The organism is Streptomyces sp. NPDC021225, assembly GCF_044332865.1.
Classification (GTDB): domain Bacteria; phylum Actinomycetota; class Actinomycetes; order Streptomycetales; family Streptomycetaceae; genus Streptomyces.
Genome location: NZ_JBIRPV010000022.1, coordinates 1 through 14,561 on the forward strand (window position 1 = coordinate 1; position 14,561 = coordinate 14,561).

Annotated in this window: 15 protein-coding genes; 5 read left to right on the forward strand and 10 right to left on the reverse strand. The window is 69.7% G+C overall.

Translation table 11 applies throughout. The features are described from left to right. Window positions 1–278: transposase family protein (locus ACH4S9_RS45850; RefSeq protein WP_398377527.1), on the reverse strand; the 278-nt coding region annotated here is incomplete at its 3' end. A gap of 28 nt (window positions 279–306) precedes the next feature. Here ACH4S9_RS45850 and ACH4S9_RS45855 point away from each other — a divergent pair. Together ACH4S9_RS45855 and ACH4S9_RS45860 are read left to right on the forward strand one after the other, a co-directional pair. Next, complete coding sequence (locus ACH4S9_RS45855; protein ID WP_398377529.1) at window positions 307–570, forward strand: hypothetical protein; 264 nt, start codon at window positions 307–309, stop codon at window positions 568–570. Further along, window positions 561–2,585, forward strand: a complete 2,025-nt coding sequence (locus ACH4S9_RS45860) for a transposase (protein WP_398377530.1) — start codon at window positions 561–563, stop codon at window positions 2,583–2,585. Before ACH4S9_RS45855 ends, ACH4S9_RS45860 begins: the two co-directional genes overlap by 10 nt. Here ACH4S9_RS45860 and ACH4S9_RS45865 read toward each other — a convergent pair. The 5 genes from ACH4S9_RS45865 to ACH4S9_RS45885 all read right to left on the reverse strand — a co-directional run bounded on the left by ACH4S9_RS45865 (window position 2,582) and on the right by ACH4S9_RS45885 (window position 5,993). Continuing rightward, on the reverse strand, window positions 2,582–3,709 hold the full coding sequence (locus ACH4S9_RS45865; RefSeq protein ID WP_398377531.1) for a methyltransferase domain-containing protein: 1,128 nt from the start codon (window positions 3,707–3,709) through the stop codon (window positions 2,582–2,584). The two genes, ACH4S9_RS45860 and ACH4S9_RS45865, sit on opposite strands and share 4 nt — an antisense overlap. Then, the gene (gene tgmB / locus ACH4S9_RS45870) at window positions 3,706–4,668 is read right to left on the reverse strand and encodes an ATP-grasp ribosomal peptide maturase (RefSeq protein ID WP_398377533.1); all 963 of its coding nucleotides are present in this window, start codon (window positions 4,666–4,668) and stop codon (window positions 3,706–3,708) included. The genes ACH4S9_RS45865 and tgmB overlap by 4 nt, the downstream gene beginning before the upstream one ends. A gap of 26 nt (window positions 4,669–4,694) precedes the next feature. Further along, on the reverse strand, window positions 4,695–4,949 hold the full coding sequence (gene tgmA, locus ACH4S9_RS45875; RefSeq protein ID WP_398377534.1) for a putative ATP-grasp-modified RiPP: 255 nt from the start codon (window positions 4,947–4,949) through the stop codon (window positions 4,695–4,697). 439 nt (window positions 4,950–5,388) lie between these two features. Beyond that, window positions 5,389–5,574 (reverse strand): hypothetical protein, encoded by a 186-nt coding sequence (locus ACH4S9_RS45880; RefSeq protein ID WP_398377535.1) that lies wholly within the window; start codon window positions 5,572–5,574, stop codon window positions 5,389–5,391. Further along, window positions 5,571–5,993, reverse strand: coding sequence for a hypothetical protein (locus tag ACH4S9_RS45885; protein ID WP_398377537.1), 423 nt, complete (start codon window positions 5,991–5,993; stop codon window positions 5,571–5,573). The genes ACH4S9_RS45880 and ACH4S9_RS45885 overlap by 4 nt, the downstream gene beginning before the upstream one ends. Before the next feature lie 180 nt (window positions 5,994–6,173). Between ACH4S9_RS45885 and ACH4S9_RS45890 the strand changes: the two genes are divergently transcribed. Together ACH4S9_RS45890 and ACH4S9_RS45895 are read left to right on the forward strand one after the other, a co-directional pair. Continuing rightward, complete coding sequence (locus tag ACH4S9_RS45890; protein WP_398377538.1) at window positions 6,174–7,469, forward strand: hypothetical protein; 1,296 nt, start codon at window positions 6,174–6,176, stop codon at window positions 7,467–7,469. Next, on the forward strand, window positions 7,451–7,936 hold the full coding sequence (locus ACH4S9_RS45895) for a GNAT family N-acetyltransferase (RefSeq protein ID WP_398377539.1): 486 nt from the start codon (window positions 7,451–7,453) through the stop codon (window positions 7,934–7,936). Before ACH4S9_RS45890 ends, ACH4S9_RS45895 begins: the two co-directional genes overlap by 19 nt. A gap of 145 nt (window positions 7,937–8,081) precedes the next feature. On the opposite strand, the gene ACH4S9_RS45900 is transcribed toward ACH4S9_RS45895, so the two are convergent. From ACH4S9_RS45900 to ACH4S9_RS45910, 3 genes are all read right to left on the reverse strand, one after another. Beyond that, complete coding sequence (locus ACH4S9_RS45900) at window positions 8,082–8,741, reverse strand: N-acetylmuramoyl-L-alanine amidase (protein WP_398377540.1); 660 nt, start codon at window positions 8,739–8,741, stop codon at window positions 8,082–8,084. A 671-nt stretch (window positions 8,742–9,412) separates the two neighbouring features. Next, entirely contained in the window at window positions 9,413–10,273 is an 861-nt protein-coding gene (locus ACH4S9_RS45905) for a 3-hydroxybutyryl-CoA dehydrogenase (protein WP_398377541.1), read from the reverse strand. Between the two features lie 171 nt (window positions 10,274–10,444). Beyond that, on the reverse strand, window positions 10,445–12,742 hold the full coding sequence (locus ACH4S9_RS45910) for a xyloglucanase (RefSeq protein ID WP_398377609.1): 2,298 nt from the start codon (window positions 12,740–12,742) through the stop codon (window positions 10,445–10,447). A 315-nt stretch (window positions 12,743–13,057) separates the two neighbouring features. Between ACH4S9_RS45910 and ACH4S9_RS45915 the strand changes: the two genes are divergently transcribed. Beyond that, entirely contained in the window at window positions 13,058–14,308 is a 1,251-nt protein-coding gene (locus ACH4S9_RS45915; RefSeq protein ID WP_398377542.1) for a glycoside hydrolase family 10 protein, read from the forward strand. Between the two features lie 16 nt (window positions 14,309–14,324). Here the strand turns inward: ACH4S9_RS45915 and ACH4S9_RS45920 are convergent, their stop codons facing one another. Next, window positions 14,325–14,531, reverse strand: coding sequence for a DUF1918 domain-containing protein (locus ACH4S9_RS45920; protein WP_352129240.1), 207 nt, complete (start codon window positions 14,529–14,531; stop codon window positions 14,325–14,327). Between the last annotated feature and the right edge of the window lie 30 nt (window positions 14,532–14,561).

The window sequence follows — 14,561 nt, forward strand, 5'->3', positions numbered from 1 at the left end:
AGGGCGGCGAGGTGCGGCGCGAGGTCGGCGGTGACCCGGTGCACGGTGGAGTCCGTGGTGGCGAACAGCGCGGCCAGCTGCTCCATGGTGAGGTTGGTGCGGTAGTCCAGGACGACCAGCAGCACCCGGTCGCCGAAGGCAAGTGACCAGGGCCGACCGCACCCGCTGTCCGGGCGGCGCCGCCACAAACGGGCGATCAGGGCGTGCAGCTGCGGCCCGGACAGCCCCGTCCACGCCTTCAAATGAGCTGAACGGCAGATGGCGGGACGAAGTGCCATACAACTGACCGTAACCCGAACAGACTTCATGACGTTATGCCTGACGCTGACGCTGACGCTGACGCTGACGCTGACGCTGACGCTGACGCTGACGCTGGTCCGGGTGAGGGGGATGAGGTGGCGGGTCAATCATCGGCTGCTCCTGCTCCTGCTCCTGCTCCTGCTCCTGCTCCTGCTCCTGCTCCTGCTCCTGCTCCTGCTCCTGCTCCTGCGCCTGGGTCGGGGCGGCGGTTTCGGGGGCCGAATCGGGGTGAGGTGTGGCGGCGGGCGAAGGATGCGCCGGTGTCGGTGATCCGGCTGCCGCTGGTCGTCGGCGACGCGAGTGTCCGCCGCCGGGTCGAGCAGTTGTTTTCGGCGATGTGGCAGGTCAAACGCGCCCTGCAGCGTGACGCGCGAGACGTGGCCGGCGCCTACTGGGCCGGTGGTGTGCGGCGCGAGCGGGACGTGAAGGCCTGGCGGGCCGACCTGGGCCTGTCCCGCACCGGGCTGGAACGGCGCGCGTATCAGCATCTGGAGCGCTCACGCTGGTTGAGCGATCATGTGTCGAAGGCGTTGGTGATGCACCAGGCCGACGAGGTGTGGGCCGGCGTGGCCCGTCATCTGCACCAGGACGCCTCAGGGCGGCGGGCCGGGCGTCCCAGGACCGGGACGTGGTGGGAGTACACCTGTATCCCGGGCCGGGCCCGCTCGCACACCACCGAGCGCAAGTGGGAGACCTTCCGCCTGCACGGCACCCTCGCCGGACACCTGGAGGCATTCCGGCACCCGGCGCTGCCGCCCTCTGTTACCACCCCCGCCCAGGCCGCACGGCTGGTACCGGGCATACGGGTGCTGGCCCAGCCGCGCCGCATGCCCGCCCCCGCCCGGCCCATGGGAGGCGTCCCGACCGGGACCACCGACGTCCGGGGGCGCGGTCGCAGCAGGGCGGCGTCGTGGTTCGACCACACCGGGCCGCTGACTGTCGTCTTTGCCGGCGGGCCCACCGGAGGTGGGGACATCGTCCTGCCGGTACGGTTGCCGCAGGGCGCGGGACGCTGGCCCTATCTGCTGCACTACCTGGACGACCCGAGCCGGTGGCACAAGATCGATCTGGTGCGCAGGCGGGATCCGGCCGCCCCGGGCGGCTGGGCTTATGAGGCCCATCTGATGGTCCTGGTCCCCGGCTACGCCTCCCCCGCCACCCGTATCCGGCGCCGCCAGGCCGCCGTCCTCACGCGCGTCGGTGGGGTGGACGGCAACGTCTCCAACCTCGCCGTCGTCTCCTTCCCCGCCACCGGTGACGAAGGTGACGGGCCGGTACGCTCCTCCCGGATCACCCTCACCGAAGCCGAGCAGCACGCTCTGGCCGCAGCGCGCAAGAAGGCCCGGGGACGCCAGCGCGCCCTGGACCGCTCCCGCCGCGCCACCAACCCCCGGCAGTACCGGCCCTCCCGCCGCCAGCAGACCCGCGACGAACGCCGGCGGGCGGCAGGCCTGCCCGCCAAGACCGTGACCGTCCCGGCCGGACCCCGGCGCACTACCGCGACCGGAACACCCCGGCAGGCCTACCGCCGCGACACGCTCAGCACCGGCTACCGGAATCTGCGGGCCCGCCACAGTGCCATGGCCGCGAGCGCGGCCGAGGCCTCCCGTCACCGTGCGAAGAAGATCGCCGCCGCTGTGGTCGCCGCCCACGGCCCGCACCTGACCGTCGAGGACTGCGACATCCGCACCTGGTTCCGCCTGTGGGGCCGTACCTGCTCCGCCACCACCCCCGGACGGCTGATCACCCAACTGGCCGCCGAGTGCACGGCCACCGGCGGACGCCTCCTGCGCGCCTCGACCTTCACCACTGCCCTGTCCCAGCACTGCCTGTGCGGCCGACGCGCACCCAAATCCCTGCGCGACCGCACCCATCACTGTGACCCGGCCGACGGCGGCTGCGGGCTGCGCGGGGACCGTGACCTGGTCTCCGCCGCCCTGGCCGCCTTCACCACCCTCACCGACCCCGACGACCCCACCACCGCCCGCCTCGACCACCATCGGGCCCGGGCCGCCCAGATCCTCTTCGCCCAAGGGCTGCAAGAAGCCCTGTCCGAGTCAACCGCACCGAAGTCCGCGCCCTCGGGCCGGACCCGCGCGGCAGCCGAACCCCGCCGGAACACCCTTCCCCGGCAACAGGCGGCCTCTGCTCGGCTAAACGCCGGAAAGTGCACCGTGGCAACCCCGGATGAGACCCGACCCGCAACCGAGCGGTCCAAGGCCCACGCCGGAACGACACGACCGCACACCGGCCGCCCCCGTACACACATACGGGATAAGTCTTAGTCCGGCAGTCCCCAGCTCACGCTCTCCGGCTCGTCCAGCCACAGCGTATGAGCACCGTCCGCGGAGACCGACAGGCCGTAGCGGTCGTGCCCCGGCCGCCCGGCATCCCGCCAGTGACTGAGCAGCGGCTCCCGCTCGGCCCACAGATCACGGGGCCCGCCGTGGTCGAGCCGAGCGGTCTGGACCCCGGTCATGGTGATCCGCGCCCACGACGAGGTGACCGGGTCGAAGAGGCACCGCATCTGCCGGCCGTCGTCGTCCGCCAGGGCGAACTCGTTGACCCCCGGTTGCACCAGCGAGGCAAGCAGCTGCGGCACGGCAGCGTCCAGGCTCGCTGGCATGGTGATCTCCCGGGTCTGGTCGGACCGCGTCAGCAGCGGCTGCACGAGCCGCCCCGCGGCGGTCCCCACGGTGTCAGGGCTCCGCCGGGCGGTCATGAAGCCGGCCAGCTCGGGGAGGAACCGGCCGCCGGCCGAGTGGTCGGCCGTCACGGACAGGCGCGCGATGCCGCAGCCCACATTGGCCACGATCACCCCGCCCGGGCGGACTTGCTCCCGCCAGGCGTCCGGGATCCGGCCGACGCCGCACGTCGCCAGGAGCCGGTCATACGGCGCCCGATCGGGGCAGCCGACCATCCCGTCGCCGACCACGAGCGTCGGCTCGTACCCGGCCTCGCACAGACGCATCTTCGCGGCCGCCACCAGATCGGGGTCGACGTCCACGGTCACGACGTTGTTGCTGCCGAGTCGGTGGGAGAGCAACGCAGCGTTGTAGCCGGTGCCTGCCCCGATCTCCAGCACGGTGTCCGCGTCGCGAACGTCGAGGGCCTCGAGCATGTGGGCCATGAGGGAGGGCTGCGTGGACGAACTGGTGGCGGTGCCGTCCTGGTCGAACTGGGTCAGCAGGGAGGCGTCGCTGTAGGCCGCGGTCAGCCATGCGGGGTCGCCCTTGCTGTACCTGTGCAGGCTGCCGCGCGACCGGACAGAGAATTCGGGGACGAACTCGTGACGGGGGACGCTCAGGAAGGCGGCACGCCACGGCTTGGTCCGGACCCAGCCGGCCCTCACCAGGTGGTCGGCCATGTGGTGCCGCAGCTCGTCAGCCGACGGTACTTCGGTGATCATGTGTGAGCCCTCTCCAGAAGGTCAGCCAGTGCTCGGGTGATGGGCGCCCTCAGGTCCGGGATGAATCCCCACTGCCCGTTGGGATTGACGTCGACCAGGTACCAGTGGCCCTGTGGGTTAACGAGGAAGTCGAGGGCGACGTATTGGAGGCCGAACGTGTACATCAGCATGTGGACGCCCCCGGCGATGCGCTCGGGCACCTGGCAGGGCTTGAACGTCAGGCTGTCGTAATCGGCGCGGAAGTCGATTCGGGAGGCGTCTGATCCGGCGTGGATCTCGGCCGCGAACAAGCTGTGCGCGACCGCGGTGAGCCGCACCTCGTGCGCCTTGTCCACCCACTCTTGGAACTGGTGCGCAGTGCGCCTGACGGACTCATCGATCTCACCCGGCCGGACCTGCGTCGTCCACAGGGCCTGCGGCCGGTCGTCCTGGTCGCTGGGGTGGGCGGTGCCGAGCGCCTTGTATGCGGCGACTTGGCCCGGCAGCGCGGAGACGAACTCGCGGGCCTGGTGCGGGTCGTTGGTGATCAGCGTGCGGGGGACGGAGAGCCCGGCGCGGGCCGCTGCGGCCAGGGCGACGGGCGGGTACGCAGCGAGTGCGTTGCGGTTCGGGTGGTTCACCCACAGACAGGGCAGCGAGTACGTCATCCCGCTGAACCCGGCTTGTGCCTCGGCCTGCGCCCATCGTGCGTCCTGCTCGGACATGTCGGGGTGGAGACGGGGCGCTCCGGGGCGCCGGTAGTACACGGATCGGATGTCGCTGAGAGACACGTCCCGGTGCTGGCCGCGTAAGACGCCCTGCCACGACGTCAGGTCGGGGCCGATCCGGGCCGACACGGTCAGGATCTCCGGGAAGTCACCGGGGTCGAGACGATGTACGGGTACGGATCGTTGGTTGAGCTCCGCTATGACCAGGTCAGCGGTGGAGTCGTTGGGCCGGGTCAGCACCAGGACGGTCATGGTTCAGTTCCGCCGGTCAGCCGACGTCAGTCGGTGTCGTTCGCGGTGTCGGTCGCCAGCTGGTTGTCCTCCTTGGTCTGCGTCGTCGTCGTGAGCTGCGTCTTCATCGACGGCTCGCTGATGAACGGCGTCCCGGTCGCGGTCACGCTGATCTGCCGCTCCGAGCAGAGGTGCAGGGCCGGCATCACGAACGCTTCGCCCGTCACAGGGACGGTCTTGGACAGGCCGAACGGCCTGATGGTCGAGGTGGCCGGGCGATCGAGGGTGTGGGTCGGTGTCATGGTGTGCTCTCCTTCACGATGTGGATCTTCGGTCGTCGTGCGTGTGCGGCCCGCTCCGGCCGGCCGTCCTCACCTGACGGGGAGCGGCCGGAGCGGGGGCTGGGTGCCCGCCCGCCTCCGGGGCGAGTTGGAGGCGGGCGAACGCTGAGGGGTGGGCCGCTGGCCAGCGACAGGTGTCCGGCTACGGGGCAGGACCGGACAACCAGCGGCCCACCGGTCTACGTGGCCCCCTGCCCGTGTGACGGGGGCGGAAGAGGGCATGACGGTCGACATGCCCACAGCTCGTAGGTCTCTGTGACGTGGCCGTAGTCGACGGTGACCTTGCCCAAGGAGTGGTCGGCGAACAGGCGGGCATTGCACAGGGCGCAGTTCCAGCCCTGCAACTGGTCGCCGTTCAGTGTCTTTGGGTCTGGCTGGGGTGGACCGCTGACCGGGGCGGTCACGATGCCGTCCTCTCGCGCTGGAGGGTGACGAGCACGTCGTAGAGGTCGGCGTCGGGGTGCGGTCGTCGGCGGTTGCAGTCCGGGCACAGGTGGCGCAGGCAGCCGGGTCCGGACGCCGACGAGCGGAGCACGGTGATCGGTTCCCGGGTGGGCTTGTCGCAGCGGTAGCAGTACTGAGTCACCGGGCTGCATCCTTGCGGGGGCCGAGCGCTTCGCGGGTCGCGGTCTTGAGCGCGGTGAGGAGGGCCGCCGGGTCGGTGAGGTATCGGTCGTACCGGAGAGGTACGCGCCAGCGCACGCCCGGCCCCGTCTCGAAGCCCACAGGGGGAACTTCGACGTAGGCGGTCGCGCCCCACACCTGGACGGAGGGCAGCAGGCTCATGTCCCAATCAGCAGCGGCGCCCGGGGAGATGAGCCAATAGAGGACCCTGTTGATCGGGTTCTCGATGACCGCGCCCGTTGTCTCGTCCAGCAGGTCGAGGGTGCGTTTGCCGATGCCGATGGAGAGGGGGACACACACGACGTCCCACGATCGGCCAGCGGGCTGTAGCTCCGCGCTACGGCTTCTGGGCAGCGTCCACGGTTCGGCTCTGGTCGTCATGCTGCGCTCCACGGCTGTTCAGGACCAGGGGGGTGACCCTGCGGCGAACCCACCATCTCGCCGTGGGGCTTGCCTGCGAAAGGACGGCCGGGCGCCGTCTACTTCACGAGAGGAGGACACTTTTCTTCACGTTCTGTCACCTCCCGACTACTGTGTCTCGCGTCACAACAGGGAGAGCTGATGCCCGACCAACTCCTGCCGAACGCCATTCTCCGCCAGCTCATGGTCGAGTTTGGCTTCACCCATGAGGGCCTGGCCGAGGCGGTGAACACCGCCATCGAGCACTTCAGCGGCACGCCAGGGAAATGCGCCGCACGTCATGTGCGTCGATGGCTGTCTGGACAAGTTGGCTGGCCACGCGACCACACCCGCTTCGCGCTTGAGACCATCTTCGGCCGATCCGCCGCCGCGCTGGGGTTTACCCCTCCCGCCACGGGGCTCGCCGGGGTTACGGTTCAAGCATCAGCACCCCCGAAGCTCCAGGGACCGCCCGTGCTCCGTCGACAATTCGTCCTCGGCCTCACCGGAGGCGTCCTCGCCCTCCCGCCCATGCCTGACACTGGCCGACTTGGCATGGCCGACGTCCACCGCATCCAGTCCGCAGCTGCGAAGCTGCACCAGATCGACGACCGCCACGGCGGGGCCCAGCTGGTCGAGATCAGTGCCCGCTATGTCGAGTACGTCGAGCACAACGCCCGGCGCTGCACCTACGGCGGCAACGTCCAAAAGCGCCTTTACGAGGCGCTGGGCGAGATGTCAACCAGCGCTGGGTGGTTCGCGTTCGACGCCGGGCAACAGGACGTAGCCCGCAGGCGGTGGGACACGGCGATGCGCTACGCCAGCCTGGCCCGGAACAAGCTGCTCCAGGCCCGGATCTGGTCTTCCATGTCCCATCAGGCATACAGGCTGGGACACGGGCGCGAAGCGGTGGCGATTGCTCGGGCGGCACTGGATGAAACCAGAGGACGCCGCGATGGGCAGCTGTCGGCATTGCTGCACACCTGGGTTGCCCAAGGGCACGCATTATGCGGTGAGGGGGGCTGGTGCGGTCGTTCCTTGCTCTGGGCTGAGCAAGACCTGGACCGCGAGCCCGCCGAGCCACAACGCTGGCTGGGCTTTTTCAACGCCGGCGAGGTATCCAGTGCCAGAGCACTCTGCTTTATGGATCTGCGCCAGTACGGCAAGGCGGTGGACGCGGCCCGCGAGGCTCTTGCCGTTGTCCAGCAAACTCCGCTGAGGAGGAATCACCTGGCGGCCCATGTTCGCTTGGGTCGGAGTTTGGCCGCTGCTGGCGAGCTTGAAGCAGCTATCGCTGCCGGGGACGATGCCCTTGCCCTTCTGCGTGAGGTCCGAAGCCCTCGCGTCGGCCAGCAGCTGCGTCAACTCCGCGATGACCTGCTCGACCGCAGCCCGGTGGACGCTGTGGAGTTCTCCGACCGATACGAGGCAGTGGTGAAATGTCCGCAGACCTGCTGACGACCAGCTATTACACCCGCGAACGGCTGGAGGAAATTCGAGACATCATACTGGATGTGTACGCGGAGGTATACGCGGACGATATCGCCACCGACCCATTTTTCTCCATGGAGCGCTTCGGGGAGCGCCTGGAGAGCCATACTTCCGCTCCTGACTGGGCCTGCGTGATCGCCGAGGTTAGCGAAGAAATCGCGGGCTTCACCTACGGGTTCGCGGACCGCGATGGAGTCACGTTTAAGTTGTGCGAGAACATGCTTCGGCAGAAGTGGCGTGGTCGAGGCATTTCCCAAGTGATGCACGCCGAGCTGACAAGTCAGCGTCAGGAGGAGCGTGTGCAGCTGTTGGTGCGTCGAGAGCGCTCGCGGCTCAGGGCAATGTATGAGAAGTGGGGCTATCGAAAAGCTGGGGAAAGGTTGCCGTTCCCCGATTCTCCGCTATATGACGTCATGGTGCTTGATCTCCGCTGAACAAAAATACCCCTCGCCCGGCCCGGAGGCCAAGGCAAGGGGCGCAGTGTGGGGCGTCAGCGGGCAAGCGCAACTGTGATCTCCGTATGCGGCGTCGGCCCCGGCGTAGCCGAGCTTGCGCTGCCGCGCGGCGTACGAGCGTTCGTCAGCTTGAAGAAGCCGACGCCGGGGAACGGCTCATACAGTGGCTTGCCGGCGGACGCCGACCCCCTGCGGTCTTGATGATGGCCGCCCTCTGGTTCTTGATAGGCGTACCCGGGCACCCCGTGTGGCCGCCCCATGCCGAGCCGCTCGTGCCGTGCCAGCCGATGCCGCGCCCCTCGGGGCTATCCGCCAGCCGTAGCGGCACGCCGTGCTCGGTGTGCGCCCACGCAACGATGCGGGCGGTCGCGGCGAGCAGCTTCTCGGTCAGCTCCTCTCCGGCGTGCCCCTCGTGCTCGATCGACAACCAGGTGCGGTTGCCTGCGGCTTGCGCCCACACGCGGTCGGCGGCGTCGGCCCACTGGTATATGCGGCCGTCCTTGCCGACGCCGAAGTGCGCCGAGGCCTGGCCGTGGGTTGCGGAACCAACTGTCCGACCCGTCGAGGGTGCCTTGCATGATGTGGAGCACCACACCGCGGACAGAGTCCTGTCCGCCCTTGGTGCAGTTCGGTACGGGGCGTCAGGTCGCGCCGGGCATACGGGCCATGAAGTTTCTCCTGCGTACTTGAAGAACGCTCCGGCCGGGCGGCACAGGGCGGGCAATGCGGAAGTAGCTGGGGCCGGTCTCGCCTGGGGCGTGAGCACCTGGTGATCGAGATGCACCGGCGATGAGAGAAGCGAAGGATGGGGCGTAGAGATCCGCGAGTCGACCAAAGAAGGTGACAGGCATGCGGAACCCGATAGCGTGCGCGCTGGCCACAGGTGCCGCCGCAGCCATGTTGGTCGGCGGAGCGGCCGTGGCCTCAACGGGTACCGCCTTCGCGACGCCCGCCTCGGTCACGCACTCCCATGCGGCAGCCAGTGATGACACGCCCAGCCCGAGCCCGGGTTACAAACACTGCGTGACCGTCGGGGCTCACCACGAGACGATCCCCATCAACGGCAAGAATCACAAGGTTTGGATCGGGTCACACAAGATGTGCTGGGAGAAGTAGTAACCGGCTGCGGTCCCCGGTGAGCTCACGTCGTGGTGCTGTCGCTGGCGGGGTCATCCGCCAGGACGCGGGCCGATGCGCCTGGGCAGCGGACCGGGCTCTGGCCCTCCGGCGTGGTGAACGGGGCGCCGGCCGGGGCCTGCCCGCCGGCGGCGAGGCGGGCAGCGGTGTCCTTGAACTGCCGGCGAGCGGGATGCGTGAACTCCCACCGAAACCCCCTGAGAACTCCCTGGCGGCATGAACGATCACTCGGGGCGGCTATCCGACTCGCGGACAGCCGCCCTTGCTGATGCCCGTCGGGACCTTCCGGTGATCGCTTAGCGTAGGTGTCAGCGCTGGTTAGGCGTATTCGTAGAAGCCCGATCCCGTCTTGCGGCCCAGCCGGCCCGCGTCGACCATGCGCAGCAGCAGCGGCGGCGGGGCGTACAGGGGCTCCTTGTACTCGCCATACATCGAGTCGGCGATCGCCGCGATCGTGTCCAGGCCGATCAGGTCGGAGAGCTTGAGCGGGCCCATGGGGTGGGCGCAGCCGAGTTCCATGCCGTTGTCGATGTCCTCGCGGCTCGCGATGCCGGACTCGAACATGCGGATGGCGGAGAGCAGGTAGGGGATCAGCAGGGCGTTGACGACGAAGCCGGAGCGGTCCTGGGCGCGGATGGCGTGTTTGCCGAGGACGTCGTGGACCAGGGCCTCGGCGCGCTTGATGGTCTGGTCACCGGTGGTGAGCGCGGGGATCAGCTCGACCAGCTGCTGGACCGGGGCCGGGTTGAAGAAGTGGATGCCGATGACCTGGTCGGGGCGGGAGGTGGCGACGGCCAGCTTGACCAGGGGGATGGAGGAGGTGTTCGAGGCCAGGATGGCGTCGGGGCGGGTCACGACCTGGTCGAGGACCTGGAAGATCTCGGTCTTGATCTGCTCGTTCTCCACGACCGCCTCGATGACGAGATCGCGGTCGGAGAACTCGCCGAGGTCGGTGGTGAAGCTCAGCCGCGCCAGCGTCGCGTCGCGCTCCGCCTCGGTGATCTTGCCGCGCTCGGCGGCCTTGCCGAGGGAGTTGGTCAGCCGGGTACGGCCCAGCTCCAGGGCCTCACCGGTGGTCTCCGCGACCTTGACGTCCAGGCCGGCACGGGCGCACACCTCCGCGATGCCCGCGCCCATCTGGCCGCAGCCCACCACTCCGACGCGTTGGATGTCGGTCACCTCGTGCCCTTCCGCTGATCAGTAGGTCGTCCCAGACGTTACCTGCCGGTCGGGTCCGAGGGGTGGGCCGGGGGCCGGAACCTTGTGGTCCGGACCCCGGCCCGGGATCTCAAGTGGGCGGGCGGCGGGCCCCGTTGGGGCGGTCGGGGGCCGTGGTCGGCGGCCTCTCGGTTACGCGGAGTCGCCGCGCAGGATGCCGCGCCCGTTCGTGCTCACGTACACCCGCCCGTAGACCCGCGGGTCGCCGGTGATCGCGGCGCCGGTCCAGGCGTATTGGTGTGCGTTGTCGTTGATCCGTACCCAGCTCGCCCCGGCGTCGGTGGAGCGGAAGATCCCGCGGACGCCGCCGATCTTGGCGCTGGTGTAGAGCGTCTGGTACGTGGCACCGGTTGCGGCCTTGCCGAAGCCGATGTTGTCGGCCTGCTGGACGCCGGACAGCTTGGTGAAGGTGGTGCCCGAGTCGGTGGAGTGCCACAGCCCGTACGTACCGCTCGCGCTGCCGCCCGCGAGCCAGATGTCGCCCTCCGTGCCCGGCAGGGCCTTGAAGCGTACGGGGCCGTCGGTGGGCAGCCCGGTGGCGGCCTTGGCGGTGAAGGTGGCGCCGCCGTCGGTGCTCACATAGAACGTGCCGGACTTGAAGCCGTAGTACTTCTTCGGGTTCTTGCGGTCCGACTCGACGACCGCCCCGGCCGGGATGCCGCTGGAGGCCGTCCAGGAGTTGCCGAAGCCGGCGGTGTAGTAGACGGCGGAGGTGCCGTCGGGGCTCCAGACGAAGCCGCTGCCGTCGGCCGCCGCGGCCACCGTGCCGCCGCCGGTGACCCCGGACGGCTCGCTGCCCTGCCACCAGTTGGCGCCGTTGTCGGTCGAGAAGGCGATCCGGGGCGCGGCGTCGTTGTTGCCGACCCGCACCACCGTGTTCGGGTTGGTCTCGGCGTAGTCCAGGCTGGTGGTCGTGGTGAAGCTGGGCGAGGCGAACATCTTGGTGGGCACCGCGTCGAGGTCGGTGTGGCGGAAGCCGCCGATGTCGCCCAGGGCGCTGAGCAGCGGGGCGCCGGACGGCGGGCTGGCCAGGTCGTTGACCGCGGTCTCCTCCAGGCCCCTGACCATCGGCGTGATCTTGATCTGCCCGCCGGAGTCCCAGGACGAGAGGTTCTCGGTGCCGTAGACCGTGGCGCCGGTGCCGTACATCATCCGGTTGGAGTCGAACGGGTCGATCTCCAGCGCCTCGGTCATCCAGCCCAGCTTGGGCGTGACCTCGGGCGGGGACGGGTTGGTGCCGAAGGTCAGCCAGGGCACGGACGAGACGTCCTGGGTGTAGCGGAAGGAGCGGTTGGGGTAGCTGGTGAAGTCCCAGGCGCGGGTCCAGGTGGCGCCGGAGTCGGTGGAGCGGAAGATCTGGGTGTCCGGCCACCAGGAGCTGTAGCCGGTCACCATCAGCGTGCCGGGCTTCTGCCGGTCCACCGTCAGCCCGCTGTAGCCGAAGTAGGTGTCGGCGTCCGTCATCGGGCTGATGTTCTTCCACTCGCCGGTGGCCGTGGCGTACCGCCACACCTGGCCCTTCTCCCCGTCGTAGGGGCCGCCCTTGTCGCTCGTGGTGATGTAGAGGTAGCCGTTCTTGGAGTCGAGGACGCCCTTGTGGGAGAGGTAGCCGGTCGGCTGTCCGTCCACCCGCGACCAGGTGGCGCCGGCGTCGGTCGAGCGGTAGACGGTGTTCTGCTTGTCGGCCACGCCCACGTAGATGGTCTTGGTCGCGGTGCCCGACGAGCCCGTGCGCTCGTCGAAGGTCACCCACACCACGCCCTGGTTGTCGCTCAGATAGCCGCTGGAGTCGCTCGGGTCCTGGGCGTAGTTGCCCGCGTTGGGGAAGGCCGTCACCTTCGACCAGGTGGCGCCGGAGTCGGTGGAGCGCCACAGGCCGTTGCCGCTCGGCGCGCCGAAGTACAGCACGCTGTTCTTGTTGGGGTCGACCGCCAGGCGCTCGCCCATGCCGCGGCCGGGCATATTGCCGCCGACCTTGAAGGGGAGGGTGGTGGACTGCCAGGTGGCGCCCCGGTCGGAGGAGCGCAGAATCGCGCCGTTGGTCGGGTCCCAGCTGTTGGTGTACGTCCCGACGGCCGCGTACACCTTGTTCGGCTCGACCGGGTCGCTGGCCAGGCTCGACACTCCGGTCCAGCCCCAGCGGTCCCAGTCCACCCAGTCCAGCAGCGGCACCCACTGCTTGCCGGTCTGGTCCCAGCGGTACGCCCCGCCGATGTCGGTGCGGGCGTAGGCGAGGTTCTTCTCCTTGCGGTTGAAGACGATGCCGGGGACGAAGCCGCCCCCGTCGACGCGGACGTTCTTCCAGGTGGCGGCGGCCAGCCCGGCGGCGGGGCGGCTCGGGGCGCGGTCGCTCGCGGCGCGGTCGGGGTGGGCGGCGGCGGGGGCGGCGGCCGCGGTGAGTAATCCGCCGACGAGCGCCAGCGCGGCCATGAGCGCGCCGAGTGGTCTTCTCCTGCCATGAAAGCGCACGGGAACTTCCTCTCCGGGCATCCGCCGCGGGCCGCGGCGGTACGGGGGCGGGTGTCTGTGCCGGTCTGTCCGTATCCGGGTTTGGGAGCGCTCCCATGTGTGCGTACCACCGATGCTAGCGGCCGGATGACCGGGCGAGAAGAGTGGAGTCAAGAGGGCGTGGCGGTGAAGAGTCGAGTGGTCCGGAAGGGTGGGAAGGATTGCCGTGTGCCCGTAAGACCCGCATCATCGGCGGGAGTTAGCCACGATCAACAGGCGAGCGAGCGAGGAGCGAGGATGGGGCAGATCACGCGCAGGGGACTGACGGTCGCGGCCGCCGGAGCGCTGGCCGCGACCGTCACGACGGGTTCGACGGCGGCGTACGGGCGTGAGAAGGCGCGGGGGAGCGGCGGACACCTCACGCGTCAGTTCCGCGGGATGTGGCTGGCCAGCGTCGCCAACCGGGACTGGCCCTCCAAGCCGGGCCTGACCGCCGCCGAGCAGCGCGCCGAGCTGCTCGCCTTCCTGGACACCGCGGTGGCCCGGCGGCTGAACGCGGTGGTCTTCCAGGTCCGGCCGACCGCCGACGCGCTGTGGCCCTCCCGGTACGAGCCGTGGGCCGAGTATCTGACGGGCGTCCAGGGCCGCGACCCGGGCTGGGACCCGCTGGGCACCGCCGTGCGCGAGGCCCACCGCCGGGGCCTGGAGCTGCACGCCTGGTTCAATCCGTACCGCGTCGCCAACCACACCGACCCCACCCGGCTGATCCCCACCCACCCCGCGCGGCTGCACCCGGAGTGGGTGGTGCCCTACGGCGGCAAGCTCTACTACAACCCCGGCCTGCCGGAGGTCCGCCGCTTCGTCCAGGACGCGATGCTGGACGCGGTGGCGCGCTACGACATCGACGGCGTCCACTGGGACGACTACTTCTACCCCTATCCGGTGGCGGGCCAGGTCTTCGACGACGACGCGGCGTACGAACGCCACGGCGCGGGGTTCCCGGACCGGGCCGCCTGGCGGCGGGACAACATCGACCGGCTGGTGCGCGAGACCGCCGGGCGGATCAAGCGGCTGGACCGGCGGGTGCGGTTCGGGATCAGCCCCTTCGCCGTCTGGCGCAACCAGGCCACCGACCCGCTGGGCTCCGACACCCGGGCCGGGGTGCAGACCTACGACGACCTGTACGCGGACACGCGCAGGTGGGTCCGCGAGGAGTGGATCGACTACATCGTCCCGCAGGTGTACTGGAACATCGGCTTCGCCGCCGCCGACTACGCCAAGCTGGTGCCCTGGTGGGCGGAGGTGGTGCGGGGCACCGATGTGCACCTCTACATCGGCGAGGCGCTCTACAAGGCGGGGGACCCGGCGCAGCCCGCGCCCTGGCAGGACCCGGCGGAGCTGTCCCGGCACCTCACCTTCGACCGGGACTATCCGCAGGTGCGGGGCAACGTCTACTTCTCCGCGAAGGAAGTGGCCGCCGACCGCAACGGCGCCATGGCGCGCGTGGTCGCCGACCACTACCCGTATCGCGTGCGTCCGCCCCGCTGAGCCGTCTGGGCCTGGACTACGGCCGTCCGGGCTCTGTGTGCAGGTGACGCACGACCGAATCCGGGCCGGGGGAGACCACGCACTCGTGCCCGTCGTCCTCGAAGCGGACGCGGAACGGTGGGGTCCCGTCGTCCCCGAGCACTTCGATGATCTCCGCGGTCCGGTCGTGAATTCCGACAACCCTGCCGTGTACCAGCAGCTTGTCGCCTACGGTCGCCTCCATGCGCGTGACCTCCTGTCCGGTGCCCCGGAG